This window comes from Pseudomonas sp. FEN (assembly GCF_904067045.1).
Lineage (GTDB): Bacteria > Pseudomonadota > Gammaproteobacteria > Pseudomonadales > Pseudomonadaceae > Aquipseudomonas.
In genome coordinates, this window is record NZ_CAJFDC010000025.1 from 92,310 (window position 1) to 107,995 (window position 15,686).

12 protein-coding genes are annotated in these 15,686 nt (G+C 60.0%); 8 read left to right on the plus strand and 4 right to left on the minus strand.

The features are described 5' to 3' along the window. The first annotated feature begins 192 nt into the window (after window positions 1-192). Genes PFEN_RS21880 through PFEN_RS21895 form a run of 4 tightly spaced genes read left to right on the plus strand, consistent with a single transcriptional unit; the run spans window position 193 to window position 4,501 of the window. Window positions 193-1,704 carry a TolC family protein gene (locus PFEN_RS21880; protein ID WP_224771040.1) on the plus strand — a complete coding sequence of 504 codons (1,512 nt, stop codon included), beginning with the start codon at window positions 193-195 and terminating at the stop codon, window positions 1,702-1,704. Next, on the plus strand, window positions 1,704-2,837 hold the full coding sequence (locus PFEN_RS21885) for an ABC transporter permease (RefSeq protein WP_191488801.1): 1,134 nt from the start codon (window positions 1,704-1,706) through the stop codon (window positions 2,835-2,837). Before PFEN_RS21880 ends, PFEN_RS21885 begins: the two co-directional genes overlap by 1 nt. 9 nt (window positions 2,838-2,846) lie before the next feature. After that, window positions 2,847-3,599: an ABC transporter ATP-binding protein gene (locus PFEN_RS21890; RefSeq protein WP_224771041.1), complete on the plus strand. Its 753-nt coding sequence runs from the start codon at window positions 2,847-2,849 to the stop codon at window positions 3,597-3,599. Next, a complete protein-coding gene (locus tag PFEN_RS21895) occupies window positions 3,596-4,501 on the plus strand; it encodes an HlyD family secretion protein (RefSeq protein ID WP_191488802.1) in 906 nt (301 codons plus the stop codon). The genes PFEN_RS21890 and PFEN_RS21895 overlap by 4 nt, the downstream gene beginning before the upstream one ends. Window positions 4,502-4,562: 61 nt before the next feature. On the opposite strand, the gene PFEN_RS21900 is transcribed toward PFEN_RS21895, so the two are convergent. Together PFEN_RS21900 and PFEN_RS21905 are read right to left on the minus strand one after the other, a co-directional pair. Then, window positions 4,563-6,278: an amidase gene (locus PFEN_RS21900; RefSeq protein ID WP_191488803.1), complete on the minus strand. Its 1,716-nt coding sequence runs from the start codon at window positions 6,276-6,278 to the stop codon at window positions 4,563-4,565. Window positions 6,279-6,356: 78 nt separating this feature from the next. Beyond that, complete coding sequence (locus tag PFEN_RS21905) at window positions 6,357-7,313, minus strand: helix-turn-helix domain-containing GNAT family N-acetyltransferase (RefSeq protein ID WP_191488804.1); 957 nt, start codon at window positions 7,311-7,313, stop codon at window positions 6,357-6,359. 153 nt (window positions 7,314-7,466) lie between these two features. Here PFEN_RS21905 and PFEN_RS21910 point away from each other — a divergent pair, with 153 nt between their 5' ends. After that, window positions 7,467-9,035: a sensor domain-containing diguanylate cyclase gene (locus tag PFEN_RS21910; RefSeq protein ID WP_191488805.1), complete on the plus strand. Its 1,569-nt coding sequence runs from the start codon at window positions 7,467-7,469 to the stop codon at window positions 9,033-9,035. 9 nt (window positions 9,036-9,044) lie between these two features. On the opposite strand, the gene PFEN_RS21915 is transcribed toward PFEN_RS21910, so the two are convergent. Beyond that, a complete protein-coding gene (locus PFEN_RS21915; protein WP_191488806.1) occupies window positions 9,045-10,346 on the minus strand; it encodes an NRAMP family divalent metal transporter in 1,302 nt (433 codons plus the stop codon). 174 nt (window positions 10,347-10,520) lie between these two features. On the opposite strand from PFEN_RS21915, the gene PFEN_RS21920 reads away from it, so the two are divergent. The 3 genes from PFEN_RS21920 (at window position 10,521) to PFEN_RS21930 (ending at window position 12,593) form a co-directional block, all read left to right on the plus strand. Further along, window positions 10,521-11,084 (plus strand): hypothetical protein, encoded by a 564-nt coding sequence (locus tag PFEN_RS21920; RefSeq protein ID WP_191488807.1) that lies wholly within the window; start codon window positions 10,521-10,523, stop codon window positions 11,082-11,084. Beyond that, window positions 11,081-11,638, plus strand: coding sequence for a DUF4123 domain-containing protein (locus PFEN_RS21925; RefSeq protein ID WP_191488808.1), 558 nt, complete (start codon window positions 11,081-11,083; stop codon window positions 11,636-11,638). Before PFEN_RS21920 ends, PFEN_RS21925 begins: the two co-directional genes overlap by 4 nt. A 79-nt stretch (window positions 11,639-11,717) precedes the next feature. Continuing rightward, a complete protein-coding gene (locus tag PFEN_RS21930) occupies window positions 11,718-12,593 on the plus strand; it encodes a DNA/RNA non-specific endonuclease (protein WP_191488809.1) in 876 nt (291 codons plus the stop codon). Window positions 12,594-12,596: 3 nt separating this feature from the next. Here the strand turns inward: PFEN_RS21930 and PFEN_RS21935 are convergent, their stop codons facing one another. Beyond that, window positions 12,597-15,674, minus strand: coding sequence for an efflux RND transporter permease subunit (locus PFEN_RS21935; RefSeq protein WP_191488810.1), 3,078 nt, complete (start codon window positions 15,672-15,674; stop codon window positions 12,597-12,599). Between the last annotated feature and the right edge of the window lie 12 nt (window positions 15,675-15,686).

The window sequence follows — 15,686 nt, forward strand, 5'->3', positions numbered from 1 at the left end:
CGCGGTGTCTGGGCGTGGTTTGATTTTTTTTGTAAAGCCAGTCAGTATTTTCAGGGCGATGAGTGGCTGTGGCTCACGTTTACAGCATTGCTGGCAGTATTTTTGCCGGGGGTATTATCGGATGTACGGACAAGATTTTTAATCAAGTACTTTCCATGGTATTTTAGGCGGTTCGCCATGCCTGGCTAGAAATTGCTCCAGAAACTTCAGCGCTGCAGGTGTTCGGTCGACATCTTGATGGCTGTTTCGAAGAAATTTCACGTAGTAAAACCTGCACTTTTGGTGATAATTATTAAATTTTTTAGCCGGCTGGATTCTGGTCCGACTCTGTGTGCGCTCTCACTCGTGCTAATGGTGCTTGCCGGTTGTTCGGTGGCCCCGTTACCTCCGCTGAAACCTCCGACCCCCGACATTTGGCGAAATGCGCCAGCCCGTGTTTTGCCTCTGCGTCCAGACCTGAATAAATGGTGGCACGCCTTTGGCGACCCGGAGTTGGATGCGCTGGTTGATCGCGCACTGCAAAACAATCTGGAAGTCGCTCAGGCGGTGGAGCGCTTACGTGCGACAAGGCTACTGAGTCAACATGCCCAAGACCCGTATTTGCCCTCGCTGGGTATCCAGACCAGGGACGCCGTAAGCCCGGATACCAGTACTTCCTACTTTCTGATCGGTTTCGATGCGCTATGGGAACTTCCATTGTTTGGTGCGAAACAAAGTGCCGATCGTCTCGCCCAGGGAGACGAGGAGCGGGTGAAGGCCGACCTGCGCTTGGCGCAGGTATCGTTGGTCGCGGAAGTCAGTCGGCGTTGGATCGAGCTGCGCTCGGCGCAGCAAATGGAAGTTTTTCTGGGTGACATCCAGGAGGCTCAGCGTGAAAAACTGAGGTTGATGCTCGTTCGCGAGCGACTAAAGCTGGCGACGGCCTCCGACGTTGCAGGCGCTCGAGCGGAACTGGCTCAGGCGCAGATGGCTCTGGCTGAGCCGCGACAGGCGATAAACAGTAACGCGCAACAGTTGGCTGTACTGTTGGGCCAGAATGAGCCGGACCCGCGATGGTTGCGCCCAAGGCCACAACTGAACCTTGGCCAATGGCAACTGAGTAGCGTACCGACGGACCTGTTGCGCACGCGCCCGGAAATTGCCAGCGCCGAAGCAGAGGTGATACGCGCGGCAGGAGATCTTGGCATGAGCCAGGCCGATATTTACCCGCACATCAGCCTGGGAACTTCACTGCAGTGGTCGCTGAACATTGCCAGCAATCGCAAACGGGCTCGCAGCGGTGACAGCATCTTCTCGTATGGCCCGGGGATCAGTATTCCCTTGTTCGATTGGGGCGAACGCGTGGCCAATGCAAAGGCCAAGAGTCACCAGTTGCAAGCGGCTGTCCTGGCTTATCGGCAGGCCGTATTGCAGGGGGTGGCCGAGGCTGAAACCGCCTTGGGCGACCTGGAGCAATCGCGCCTGCGCGAGCAATCCTCCCTGGAGGCTTGCGCTGCCGTTCAAGCCCGCCTGGATGCCTTGCAGCAGCGAGCCCGACTTGGGCTGCTGAGCAAGCTGGACCTCGAGAGTGGCCAGATTGAAAAGCACCGGGTCATGGTGCAGGTCACCCAAGCGAGTGTCGATCGAAGCATTGCCTACATCGCACTGTACAAAGCACTCGGGGGCGCGCCGTTGCCGAGCGAAACCATGAAGGACAGCAACTGATGGTCGCGCTCGCCCGCCAAACGCTGATCTACGAGTGGCGGCGCTTTCTGCCCGCGATTATTGCCGTCGGCTTTGCCGGCTTGCTGCAACTGCTCCAGGCCGCGCTGGTACTCGGCATCTTCAGCAGTGCCAGTGTCTATATCACCGGCTCCTCGGCCGATCTTTGGGTCGGTTATCCCGGCACGCAAAGCGTCAATCTCGGCCGGTTGATCGATACCGGGGTGGAGATGCGCCTACGCATGGATCCAGATGTGGTTCGGGTGGAACCTTTCCGCTGGGTCGATGCCGACTGGCGTGGTGCGGGCGACACCGGTGGCGTGTCGGTATTTGTCTCCGGTATCGATACCGGGGCCCAGGGCCTGATGTTTGAGCATGTATTGCCTGCCGAGTTACGCGCACGTTTGAACGAGGCGGATACGGTCATCGTCGATCGGGCCGACCTGGACAACCTGGGCGTCAGCATAGGCGATACAGCGGCTATCAACGGTCGTCGCGTGCGCGTGGTCGGCGTCACTAGCGGGTTGCGGGCGTTGGGTGGTGTGAATGTGCTGACCTCGTTGTCGACCGCTCGACAACTCGATGCCTCTGCAACCAATGGTGATCGTATTACCTATCTGGTGGCCAAGGTGCGCGAGCCGAGTCAGGCGGCGGCGGTTGCTGCCCGTCTGCGCGGCGCCACCGCGTTCGGCCGCTACGACGTGTGGACCGCGGAAGATTTCGCTCATCGTTCGCAGATGTATTGGATGTTCGATACCGGTGCCGGTGCCGGAGTATTGTTCCTGGCCGCGATCGTGTTCCTGGTCGGGGCGGTGATCACCAGCCAAACGCTGGTTGCCGCCGTCATTGGCTCAATCCGCGAATACGCGACATTGAACGCGCTTGGTGTAGGTGTAGGGGCCTTGCGCAAAATCGTGATGGAGCAGGCGTGCTGGGTCGGGGCTCTGGGTTTGCTGGGCAGCACAATGGTGACGTGTGTTCTTTTTGTCATTGCCGGGCACTACAACGTGCCAGTGGCGCTCTCTCCTGCCGTGGCCATTGCTTGCCTGGCCTTGAGCATGGGGCTGGTGGTGGTATCCGGTCTCGCCGCAATCCGCACATTACGTCACGCCGATCCGGCGAGTCTGTTGAGATAAAGATAGAACATGTCAAATCTACCAATGACCACACCGATCTCACTTCAGGCCAGGGGCATAAGTAAATCGTTTACCTCGGGTCGCGTCGTCAGCACCGTGCTGCATGACATCACACTGGACATACGGCCCGGCGAGCTGACACTGATCTCGGGGCCTTCCGGTTGTGGGAAAAGCACGCTGCTTGCCATCCTCAGCGGTTTGCAAGCACCCGACCAAGGCTGCGTCACCGCATTGGGGCAAAGTCTGGAGGGGCTCGATACGCACGCGCTGGAACGTTTTCGCTTGCAACACACGGGATTCGTATTCCAAGGATTCAATCTGTTTCCAGCCTTGAGCGCCCTGCAGCAGGTCGAACTGCCTCTGAGCTATCTCGGACTGACGGCAAAGGATGCGCAAAGGCGTGCCGCACAGGCGCTGGAGGAGGTCGGTCTGGGTCCGCGCATGCACCTGCGCCCGGCGGAGTTGTCCGGTGGTGAGAAGCAGCGCGTGGCCATTGCTCGCGCGGTGGCAAAAGAGCCTCAGTTGCTGTTCGCCGATGAGCCGACCAGCGCCCTGGACGCCGCCAACGGTCAGATCGTCATCGATATCTTGCACAGAATCGCGCGTAAACACGGCACCACCGTGCTGTGTGTCAGCCACGATCCGCGCCTGGTTAGCCATGTCGATCGGGTTTTGAGCATAGAGGACGGCCGCATATTGAATGATTACATCCCGTCATCCCGACCGGCCGATGTCGCCGGTATCAAGGAACATCTTGCATGAACTCGCGTTCGTTTGGCTCATGGTTCGTTGTGCTTGCCGCTACTTTTTTGCTGACGGGTTGCCCGCAGGACAATACCCCTTCGAAGAGCATTTCTGCCACCCCGGCCTATGTGGCCGTTGCGCGCGGTCGTATCGATGTTGAAGGGGGCCTGCTCAAGCTTGGCCTGGCTCGCGAGGGCGTGATTGCCGATATTAAAGTGCGTGAAGGCGAGCACGTCCGCAAAGGTCAGTTGCTCGCCTCACTGGACAGTGAGCTGGCACGCCTGGGAGTGAGCGCGGCGCAGACCGAGCAACAACAGGTTCAGGTTCAAGCGAAGCAGTTGGAAAGACGGATCAAATTTGCCGAACTGAAGGCGAATCGACTGGCCGATGCCTCGGCGTTGGGTGCTGGCGACGGGCAGAGTGCCGATGAAGCTCGCGAAGCCGCGCAACAGTTGCGCGGCGAAATTGAGAATAATCATACAGACGCCGCGGTAGCGGCGCGAAAGCTCGCCGTCGCGCGCTATGAACTGGCGCAACATAGCCTTCATGCGCCTGTCGATGCCGAGGTGGTCCGTCGTCTGGTCCAACCTGGAGCCACCGTTTCAGCACAATCGGGACCAGCCTTTGTGTTGCTGCCGGACGAGGCGCGCATCGTCCGGGCCGAATTGAACGAGTCTTTTACCAGCGCGGTAGTTCCAGGGATGAAGGCCGAAGTCACGGATGACAGCGGCAGCGGTCTACCGCCTCTGTCGGCCCATGTGCTGCGCATAAGTACCGTATTTGGTAACAGCATGCTTGAGGAGGATCCGTTGGTACGTGCCAATTCGCGCACGGTTGAATGTGTATTGGCATTCGACGAGCCGCCACCGTCTTCATTGCGTGTGGGGCAGCGGATGCTTGTGCGCTTCGGCCCCAAGTAGCCGTCGAATGAGGCCGCGCGCTCATTCTGGTTGCGTCCGTGCGGTCCCCGTTCCACCCCGGCTATGCATCACCGCCCGCTAATGGCGGGGTGCGCGGTGGGATCAGGCGTTTCGCCCCGGTCGCCTCGAATGCCGCCGCCAGGCGCAGCAGTGTTGAATCATCATAGGCTCGGCCGGCGAAAGTCAGGCCGACGGGCATGCCGATATCCGCCATAACGCCCATCGGCACCGTGACCGTGGGCACGCCCAGGTGACGGATGGCAAGGTTGCCGTTGGCGACCCAGACACCATTGCTCCAGGCGATATCCGCGGACTTGGGATCGACATCGGCATTCGCCGGCCCGACGTCGGCTACCGTCGGGAAAATTACCGCATCGAGCCCCAGGCGATCCATCCACTCTTCAAGGTCGATGCGTCGTGTCTGCTCGAGCCCGCGCAGTCCGTCGGGCAGCGTGCTGATCTCGTTCCACGGGGTGATGCCGCGCTCGGCCATCCGCACGTACTCGTCCATGCCGGCGGCCAGGTCGCCTTCGCGGTTGGGCAGGGTGCCGGGGTCGTGCGGGAAAATCTTCGCTCCGTCGACATCCACCAGGCGATTCAACGCCGGATCGCCGTTGGCCCGCAGGAAGTCATCGAAGGCCCAGGCTGACAGATCCCACAACTCATGGTGCAGGAACTCCTTGGAAACCAGGCCGCGGGTGAACACCGTCGGCGTCCCGGGACGATCGCCTTCGCAGTTCGAGACCAGTGGGAAATCGACCTCGATCACCTCGGCGCCCGCGGCTTCGAGCGCCTTGCGCGCGGCTTCCCAGAGCTCGATCACGCAAGCACGGGTATTGATGCGCTGGCCGGTCGGGCCGCCGATCCCGGGAGCCTCGCTGGTGCCCGCCTCGGGATCCGCGTTGATGTACATGCGTGGCACGCCGAAGCGCTTGCCAGCGAGCGCATCCGCACCGACGGCAAGCGCGCCATAGGAGGCGGGGCGTACCGAAGCCACACTCGGAATCGCTACCCAGGGTTGCATCCGCCACAGATCGCCACGGGTATCGGGATCCTCGGCCACCACCACCTCGAGCACCTCAAGCAGGTCGGCCATGGTCCTGGCATACGGCACGACCACGTCCATCGTCGGGGTCAGCGGCCAGTTCCCGCGTACCGAGATCACGCCACGCGACGGGGTATAAGCACACAGGCCGTTGTTCGAGGCCGGTCCGCGTCCGCTCGACCAGGTTTCTTCCGCGAGGCCGAAGGCGGCGAAGCTGGCGGCGGTTGCCGTCCCGGCACCATTCGATGAGCCCGAGGCAAAAGGCGCGGTGAGGTAGTCGGCGTTGTACGGGCTTTGCGCCCGACCATAGACCCCACGCTGCATGCCACCGTTGGCCATGGGCGGCATATTGGTCTTGCCCAGGCAGATCGCGCCCGCGGCGCGCAGCCGTTCGATGGTGAAGGCATCGCGATAGGCGATGAGGTTGGCGAAGGCCGGGCTGCCGGAGGCGGCGGTGAGCCCCTTGACCAGATAACTGTCCTTGGCCGTATAGGGAATGCCATCGAGTGGTCCCAGCGTTTCGCCCTTGGCCCGCCGTGCGTCGGAGGCCCGCGCCTCCTCGAGTGCCGCGGGGTTGCGCACCACCACCGCGTTGAGGGCGGTGGGCGTGTCGGCGCCGTCGTAGGCCTCGATCCTGGCGAGATAGGCCTGGACCAGCTCAACCGCCGTGGTCTGGCCGGACTCGAGCGCGGCGCGCAGTTGGGCAATGGAAATTTCGGTGACTTCGATCATGTTACCGCCGACGGCTGGTGGAGGATGCGCGGGGTGTTTGCATCCAATAATTTTATACAGGCGCTCTGCCTTTTGGAATCAGATGGGCGTGTTCCGTATACGAGTGAACTGCTGTTCAGTGACACTGGTTCCCCATTGCTGGCCTGTGGCCTCGCTCGTCAATTCAAAGCCGAAGGCTTCGTAGAGCCGTCGTGCCGCATCCAGGCCTTTGAATGTCCAAAGCTGGATGGCGGCGAAGCCGAATTGATCACAAAAGCACAGCGCTTCGCTGAGCAACTGACGGCCGACCCCACGGCCCCTGCAGCCGTCGTCCAGGATGAACCAGCGCAAGTGGGCCTGGTTGTTCCCAAGATCCTCCCCGTCAATGACGATCGAGCCGACGATGCGCTCGTCATGAGTGGCAACCCACACGCGGTTGCAGGGGGGCTCCAGGCGCCCGGCAAAGTCGGCAAGACCCATGGCGACCTGGCTTTCGAAGAACTGCCCAAAGTTGGCGTGCCGGGAGTAGAACGCGGCGTGCATTTCGGTCACCCGTCCGACCAGCCCCGGTCTGTAACCCGAACTGACGGTGATGGGGCTGCCTGCAGCCTTGACGCTGGTGCGTACCGCGCTTAGTGCCCGGGCATACGCCGCAAGGCCCTGGGCGACGGCTTGCTGCTCTGACCGGCTCAAGTGCTCCAGCGCCGAGGTGACTTGCGCCTGGCCATAACGATGGATGTGCGCAACGGTCTCTTTGCCTTTGTCGGTCAGGCGCAATTGCTTGACGCGCGCATCCTCGTCACGGGCGGCTTCCTCCAGTTCACCCGCGTCGATCAACTTGCCCATCATGCGACTGACGCTGGATTTTTCCAGGCCCAGCAGTTGAACCAGTTGAGCCGCCGTCAGCGTTCCGGCAGACGCGATCTCAAGCAACGCGTGTACCGCCGATGCCGAGTAGTCGGTAGCGGCCAGGGTGGTGCGCATAAAGCCCAATTCACGGACCATCGTGCGTGATGCGCGGCGGATCTCTTCAACTAGGGGTGGATCGACGGTCACGTGGATGCCTCCTGAGATATGGTTGTATAATACAACCATATTCGTTCAGGGCGTGTCCAGCCTCGTGGAGTGCCCCGCATCGTCAAAAAAATGAGGCATCAGTGAAAATCGCATAAGCTACACGCTAGCATTTCAACCACATGGAAGGACTCCATGATCACAAGAGCAACCTTGTTTCTCAAAGCCGAGTGGGCGAATGCCAGGCTCAGGATTGGTCATGTGGTGCTCTTTGTTGCAGCGGTTTGTATCTCATTGATAGCGATCAGCATCTGGGGGGTCTTCAACTCGTTGGAGTATCACCTGCATGACAAGGAAATCGAGATGTCAAACCTTTCCAAGACCTTGTCATCCAGTATCGCGGCGACCCTCACTCAAGTCGACACCGTGATATTGGGCATTCAGGGGCAAGTGGAAATTGAAGGCGCCGGGTCGGAAACCTTGAAGAGACTGGGGGGGATGCTGAGAAACCAACAAAAAAGCCTGCCGCAAGTCCATGGATTTTTTATTTATGATGAACAGGGGCGCTGGTTGTTCAACTCAAACGGTGCGATTCCGCTGGATGCCAATAACGCGGATCGCGACTATTTTATCTACCACCGCGAGCATGCCAGTAACGCGTTGTTTATTGGCCCCTCCATACGCAGCCGCTCAACCTCCGACTGGGTCATGACCCTCTCGCGCAGGCTCAACCATCCGGACGGCAGTTTTGCTGGAGTGGTGGTAGCCACCCTCTATCTTGACTATTTTCTCAGCCTCTATGACGGCATTGACATGGGGGAGAATGGTCTTATCAATCTGACCTCCGCGACCGGCCATATCGTGGTTCGCAAGCCCTTTCGCGAGGCTGACATCGGTACCGACATTTCAACAGGAGAAGTCTTCGCCCTGTTGACTCCTGGCGCCAGTTCGGGCATCGCGACAATAAGGTCATTTATTGACAAGGTCGAGCGAGTCATCAGCTTCCAACGGGTGAATGGTTACCCACTTGTCGTCATCGCCGCTTTTGATAAAAATGAAATACTGGCGGACTGGCGCAGCGAATCTTTTGCCGGTTTTCTTATAGCCTCGGTGTTGCTGCTGATCCTCAGTTTTCTTGGCTATCGACTGATAAGGCTGATGAGTCAGCAGATTCAAGCGCAAAAAGACCTGCAACGCTCTGAAGAAAATTATATCGAGGCAAACAGAGCGCTCGGGCAACTGGCTTTGGAAGATGGAATGACCGGTTTGCCTAATCGGCGCAAGTTTGATCTGTTCATGAGCACAGAAATAAGCAAGGCAAAGTGCACGTCCAGCGATGTTGCCCTTATCATGATCGACGTGGATTTTTTTAAAAGCTACAACGATTGTTACGGTCATGTACAGGGCGATGAGTGTTTACGGACGGTCAGCGCAATCATCAGGAAATATATTACTCGGGAGGGCGACCTGGCCGCCAGGTACGGAGGCGAGGAATTTGCCATCGTGCTCTTGGATACGGACTATGTCGGTGCCTTTATCATCGCCGAGAAAATTCGCACCGAGGTGGAGAGACGTTCAATTCAACATAGCGAGTCGCCGATCAACATCGTGACTGTCAGCGCCGGTATCAGTGCTTTGTCAGGCTCGAAAATGGACACGCCTGAAGATTTGATCGATATCGCTGACAAGGCACTGTATGTCGCAAAAAACAGCGGCAGAAATCGGACGGTTATTTCCAATCATTTCTCTGGTGCGCCGGCTTGAACGGATAGGCTACCCCGGTACAAACATCGCCACTGCCGCCGCGCTCATCACCGCCGTGGCAATCCAGCCCAGGACCCTCAACGGCCGGCTCACCGTGAAATCACCCATCACCGATTTCTTTGACACCAGGATGATGATCACGGCCATCAACGGTACTGCAACGACCCCGTTGATCACAGCGCTCCAGAACAAGGCTTTCATCGGGCTGATGGGTGAGTACTGGATGGCGAGCGCGGCGAGCACGCTGATGGCGATGATGCCGTAAAAGCCTCGGGCGTCGCGCACTTTGCGCTCGAGGCCTTCGTTCCAGCCCAACGCTTCGGACAGGGCATAGGCACCAGAACCCGCCAGCACCGGTACGCCGATCATACCCACGCCGAGTATGCCGAGGGCGAAGAGCAGGTAGGCGAAGTCGCCAGCCAGTGGCCGCAATGCGCTGGCCGCTTGCGCCGCGGTGTTGATGTCGGTTACGCCCGCGACATTGAGGGTCACGGCCGTGGCGAGAATGATGAAGTAGGCGGTGAGGTTGGAGTAGAGCATGCCGCTCCAGGTGTCCCAGCGGATGCGTCGCAGTTCCTTGAGTGCACTACCTGAGTCTTGATTGAGCGGGGCGCTGTGGGGGGGGCTCTGCATGTCCTCGACCTCTTCGGAGGTCTGCCAGAAAAACAGATAAGGGCTGATGGTCGTGCCGAAAAGCGCCACGACGACCGCCGCGGCGCTGGCATTCACGGTGAATTGCGGCCAGACCGTATGCAAGGCGACCTGCTCCCACGGGATATGCACGGTAAACAGCACGGCGGCGTAGGCCAGCAGTGAAAGCGTCAGCCACTTCAGGAAGAAGACATAGCGGTGGTAAGGGACGAACATCTGTAGCGCCAGCGTCCCGAACACGAAGACGGCGGTCATGAAGTGTCGGTTGACGCCACTGACCAGCTCCGCCACTTCGCCCATGGCGGCCACGTCGGCGGCAATATTCAGGGTGTTGGCGATAAGCAGCAGCAGGACGACACCCCGCAGCACGTTTGGCGAAAATGCCGTTTTGATGTTGGCGGCCAGTCCCTTGCCGGTCACTCTGCCGAGGTTGGCGCACATCAATTGAACGGCGGCCATCAACGGGAAGGTCAGAGGCATCGTCCACAGCATGTTCAGGCCGAATTGAGCCCCCGCCTGTGAGTAGGTGGCAATGCCGCTGGGATCGTCGTCGGCCACGCCGGTGATGAGCCCAGGCCCCAGTTTCGACAGTGGATGCTCTTTCAGGCGTCCCCACAGAACCCGGAAAACATGCGCGCGGGGAGTGCTTTTGACGCCCATTGATAGACCTCGATAGTGCGGTGACGGGAGGAGTGCGGTTCGAGAGCGCCTTCTACCGATGATGAGTCCAGGCGTCAAGGCGATCTGTCACTCTCCATTGAGTATGCTACAACTGATGCTCGTATCATCCCGTTCGAGGGGCTGCTGCCTATGCGGTTATGTTTTTTTGATGGGTTGGACCGCATTGAAATCGGTGACAAATCCGGCTTTGCTCTCAACCTGTCAGCTACGCGGACGGACAGCAATACCTACGATCAGCGAGCGGTCAAAATGGACCTGTGCGAGGCGTGGCAGGTGGAACGTTTCGTTCGCCGGTATTTTCAGGGCGCGGGTGAGATGCATCGTTTGCGCGCTTTGCTCTCCAGCCAGCTTTCCCATAACTACCGCTTGCCCGATGAGGAGGTCCTGAGGCAATTGTCCAGCCGCCTCCAGAATGGGCAGCTGTGTGCCTACGTTTATCCATACATGCCGATGGCCCGTACAAGAGTGCCGGCGTCGGGTGCGCTGGCCCGGGTTGATACTCCAAGGGTAAAGCCCGCGACTCGGCGTCCGCCGACCAAGCGCGTTGTCGAAGCGGAGACTCCCGCGCCCAGCCCGCCACCACCCGTTCAAGCCGAATCCGAGCGGCAGAAAAACATCAAGGCCACGCAAGATATTCAGGCGGCCACACTGGTGGAAGCCGCCAGGAGCGCGACACCTTTCTGTGAAATATGTGAACTCAATAAGGCCAAGACTTGAACATTGACGGCGACAAGACGAAGTCGACTTCGCTCGAGGCACTGATGACGCAGCTCTGGCCGAGCACGGATGATTCATCCGGCGAGTGTGTCTATTGGCTGCTCGATGGGGCGCGTGATCCCGAGATCACTGAGTCGATTCGACTCAGTGGGCTCAGTTTCTCGTGCCTGTATTCGGGGCCGCTGACACCCGGTCTTGAGGCGGCAGCGCCTTACCTGGTACGGCTTATGCCCAAGGCGCGGTCCACCAGGGCGTTGCTTGAGCGTGGCTGGGGGCGCGCCTGGGGGATTTTCATCCTGGCACCGGCGGCATTGCCGATGCTCGCCGTGCGTTTACATCTGAAGAAGTTTCTGCGCGTCCGAACCGAAGATAAGAGACGGCTCATGTTTCGTTATTACGATCCACGGGTCTTGTCGGTCTTCCTGCCCACCTGCACGGATGAGGAGTTCATGACATTCCTTGGGCCACTGGACCGCGTGCTCGTCGAGTTGGACGAAGGTACGCGCTGGAAAATATTCGATAGGGAGTGTCGTCCTGGCAATTTTCCCACATAGCGCGTAAAACGCCTCTCCGAGCCCTCGCCTGGAGGGCTTTGTCATCCGTATCCCGCACTCCAATCCGAAGAATCCAAGCATGAACCTACGCAATATCGCAGTGGGGCTGTCAGCCCTTGTGTTGCTCTCAACCGGCGCGGCACAAGCGCGCAGCCTGCTGGACCTCGTCGACCCACCCAGCCAGCATGAGAAACAAGGGCACCGTTCGGGCTCGATCAGCCAGAGCGCGGCGATTGACCTCTATTCGAGCAAACAGCAGCAGGCCTCATTTGACGGTTGCGCCGACCTGTTCCCCGGCGCCAGGCCGATCAGCACGGCCAGTGTGCCGGCCACGATGAAACCGCTGGCCCTGTGTTCCGACAGCTTTGCGGTGCTGTACTCGCAAACCAGCAAGACGCCGTTGGTGGTCGTGGAACGCCTGAGCGCGGCGCAGCTACGGGATGCCAAGGGCGAGGAGCGCACCAATCAGTTCTACCCCGATCCGCGTATTCCCAAGGGCGCGCGCGCGGAGCTGAGCGACTACCGGGCTCAACATCCGGCCATGGATCGTGGCCATCAGGCCCCGGCGGCCGATGCGCCGAATTCGAATGCCATGGCGCAGTCCTTCGCGTTGTCGAACATGGTGCCGCAGGACCCCACCAATAACCGCAAGATCTGGAGCAAGGTCGAGGCCGATGTGCGCAAGTTCGCGATGCGCGCCGAGGGTGATGTGTTTGTCTTTACCGGCCCGATCTTTGACCAGGGCCATGGGACCATCGGTGACGATCAGGTCTGGGTACCGACACGCCTGTTCAAGCTGGTCTACGACGTATCGTCGAAACGGGCCTGGGCCTATGTGCTCCCCAACGCCGAGACGCGTATCGAAAAACCGATGGATTATGAGACCTTCGTGAAAACCACCGGGTTCAACCTGCTGGACAAGCTGCCGGTCTCGGGTTCGGTGGCGCGTTCCTGAGTTTCATTGAGCGCCTTCGGGTGCGGTGGGTGTGAGCGCGTTGGGCTGTTCTGGCGTCTCCTGCTGGTGTGTGGTGCCAATGAACAGGTACATGGCGGGCACCATGAACAGTGTCAGCAGGGTGCCGATCGAGAGGCCGGCAAAAATCACCAGGCCCATGTCGTGGCGCCCGGCCGCGCCGGCCCCGGACGCCCAGACCAGCGGCACCACGCCCAACACCATGGCCGCGGTGGTCATCAGGATCGGCCGCAGACGTACCGCCGCGGCTTCTTCGATGGCCTCGCGCTTGCCGCGCCCGGCGCGCTGCAGTTCGTTGGCAAACTGCACGATCAGAATCCCATGCTTGGTGATGAGTCCGAGCAGGGTCACCAGCCCCACCTGGGTGTAGACGTTGATCGAGGCGAACCCCAGCGTGATGAACGCCAGCGCGCCAAAGAGCGCCGGAGGTACCGAAAACAGGATCACCACGGGATCGCGGTAGCTCTCGAACTGGAAGGCCAGCGCCAGGTAGACGATTAGAATGGAGAACAGCAGGAGACCGACGAATCCGCCCGATTCCTGGATGAACTGACGCGACTCGCCCGCCGCATCGGAGGTGTAGCCCGAAGGCGCGACGTTGTTGAGGATCGTGTTCAGTTTCGTCAGCAATTCGCCTTGGGACAATCCGCTCACGCCTGACAGGGTAGCCGAGTTGAGCTGCTGGAAATGGTTGATCGACTCCGGCTCCGTCGATGTCTCGATATGGGCCACCGTGCGTGCCTGGATCATTGCGCCGGACGGTGTGCGAATGTAGTAACCGAGAATCTGCTCGGGGTTGAGGCGATCGACCTGCAGCACCTGGGGAATGACTTTGTACGAGCGCCCGGCGGTGGAGAAATAGTTCACGTAGTTCCCCCCTAACGCCGCCGAAAGTGCCGCGCCGACGTCGGCCTGAGTCATCCCGAGGGCGGCGATCTTGTCACGCTCGACGACCAGCTTGGCTTGTGGCTTGTCGATCTTCAGGTCCAGATCCGAGAACCAGAACAACTGCTGTTTTTGCGCCTCGGCCATGACCGCCTGAGCGACTTCATTCAAGTTCTCGACAGACTCCGTGGTGGTAATCACAAATTGCACCGGCAAGCCTTGGGCGCCTGGCAGCGACGGTAGCGGAAAAGCCGCGATGTTGGCGCCGGCCACCTGGCTCCACTTCCGTTGCAGCTCCAGTACCAATTCCGCCTGCGAGCGACCGCGCTGCTCCCAGGGCTTGAGCAGCACGCCACCGAGCCCCGAATTGAGCGAGGGCACCCCGGTGAGCTGGAACATCTGCGCGTATTCAGGCTCGGCTTTGGCGATCTGGAAGGCCTGGTCGGCCAGCCGCTCCATTTGCTGCGGGGAGGCCGTCGGGGCGCCCTTGATCTGCATGAACACCAGCCCCTGGTCCTCGGTGGGAGAGAGCTCGCTCTTGGCGGTCATGCCGCTGGCGGCCACCAGCAGGAACAGGATAAAACCGAAGGTGACCAGCACCGGCCAACTGTCGAGCCCGGCTGAAAGCACCCGGTGATAGCGCTTGCGCAAGCGGTCGAAATAGCGATCCAGCAGGCGCGCGAATCGACCTTCTTCCTGCCCTGATTTGAATAATCGCGAGGTCATCATCGGCGAGAGACTCAGCGCCACCACGGCCGACACGCTCACGGCGCCCGCCAACGAGAAACAGAACTCCTTGAACAGAGCCCCGGTCAGGCCACTGCGCAGTCCGATGGGGACATACGCGGCAATCAACACCACGGTCATGGCGACAATCGGGCCGCCGAGTTCCCTGGCCGCGACCATGGCGGCCTCCAGTACCCCTTTGCCTTCTTCCTTGATATGCCGGTCGACGTTCTCGACCACGATAATCGCGTCATCGACCACCAGGCCGATGGCCAGGACCAGCGCCAACAGGGTCAGCAGATTGATCGAATAGCCCAGCAGCAACATGATGAAGAAGGTCCCGATCAGCGACAGTGGTATCGCCACCAGGGGCACAATCACCGCGCGAAAGGAGCCGAGGAACAAGTAGATGACGACCGCGACGATGATCATGGCCTCGACGAGCGTCTTCACCACCTCGTAGATCGAGGTATTGATGAACGCCGTGGAGTCATAGACGATCTCGCCCCTGACGCCGTTCGGCAGTTGCGATTGCAGGTCGGGGAAGGCCTTTCTGACGTTGGCGGCGACGCTCAGGATGTTGGCATTCGGGGCCACTTTGATACCGATGAACACCGAGCGCTTGCCGGAGAAGGCGACGCTGGTGTCATAGCTCTCCGCTCCCAGGGTGAGCGTGGCCACATCTTCCAGGTGCACGAGGGCATCGCCATTCTGTTTGACCACCAGCTGTTTGAATTCATTCACCGTGTGCAGGTCGGTGCCGGCGGTCAGGTCGACCGTGACCATCTGGCCTTTTGTCGAACCGAGGGCGGACAGGTAGTTGTTGTTCGACAAGGCAACGGACACGTCCTGGGCCGAAACGTTGTGGGCGGCCAGCTTGCTCGGGTCCAGCCAGGCGCGCATGGCGAATTGGCGCCCACCGAGGATCTCGGCCGTCTGTACGCCTTCGATCGAGTCGAGCTTCGGCTTGACCACCCGCAGCAGGTAATCGGTGATGTTGTTCGTCGGCAGTACATCGCTGTAGAAACCCAGGTACATGGCGTCCGTGGTCTGTCCGACCGCCACCGAGAGCACCGGCTCCTGCACCTGCGGCGGCAGCTGGTTCTTGACCGAGTTGATCTGGGTGTTGATCTCCGTCAGTGCCTTGCTGGAGTCGTAGTTGAGCCGCAGGGTCGCGGTAATGGTCGAGAGCCCGGTGATACTTGAGGAGGACAGGTAATCGATGCCCTGTGCCTGGGCAATGGCCGCTTCCAGCGGTTGTGTGGTGAAGCCGGCCACCGTGGCCGCGTCCGCCCCGTAGTAGCTGGTGGTGATGGTGACCACCGTGTTCTCGGTGTGCGGCCACTGGTTGACCGGCAGCCCGAAGATCGATCGCAGCCCCAGTATCAGGATAAACATCGAGACGACAACCGCCCAGACCGGTCGCTTGATGAAGATATCGGTGAGTTTCATGGGCGAGGAGAC